We start from the raw sequence: 516 nt of genomic DNA, 5'->3' as shown, positions 1-516 counted from the left end.
CTTCCTCACTTTGTGTGGAGCGGTGGCAGCATTCGTGCCCTCAGCAGTTCAGGGCCTGCCCGACCGTACATCGCGCGCTTGAGAGTCTTGAGGCGGTTGATCTGGCCTTCGGCCTGTCCGTTGCTCCAGGGCAGTTCGATGGCATTGTTGACGGCATCGATGTCTCTGCGCAAAACACGAGCGAACCGCATGATCGGGATGAGTTCGGAGTCGATCGCATCGTCGATCCACGCATCCAGTGGTGCCGATCTCTTGCTGCGAAGGATGCCGTTGAAGCGCATCGCCAGGCGCCGCATCGCGGCGAAAGCGTCAGATCCCTGCTTCAGGGCATCGACCTTCCTTGCCTGCCGGCCTGTCATCAGGCCTCGCGGCTTGATGCACAGCGCTGCGGCAATCACCGGCGAGATCGCATGACCGGTTTCCGGGTCTCGAACCGGCTCCAACTTCAAGGCCGTGGGTGGTACATCATAGGCCTGCTCCCTTTCGGCCCGCCGCCAAGCTCCCAGCACCAGCAAG

1 protein-coding gene is annotated in these 516 nt (G+C 62.0%); it reads right to left on the bottom strand.

Translation table 11 applies throughout. The features are described 5' to 3' along the window. Window positions 1-5: 5 nt before the first annotated feature. A partial coding sequence (locus tag AC1D1L_RS33755) for an ISL3 family transposase (RefSeq protein ID WP_477345861.1) occupies window positions 6-516 on the bottom strand: 511 nt, incomplete at its 5' end.

This window comes from Mesorhizobium sp. P2_D6 (assembly GCF_056404315.1).
Note: the sequence above shows the minus strand (reverse complement) of the source record. Positions and strands in the feature narration are given on the sequence as shown.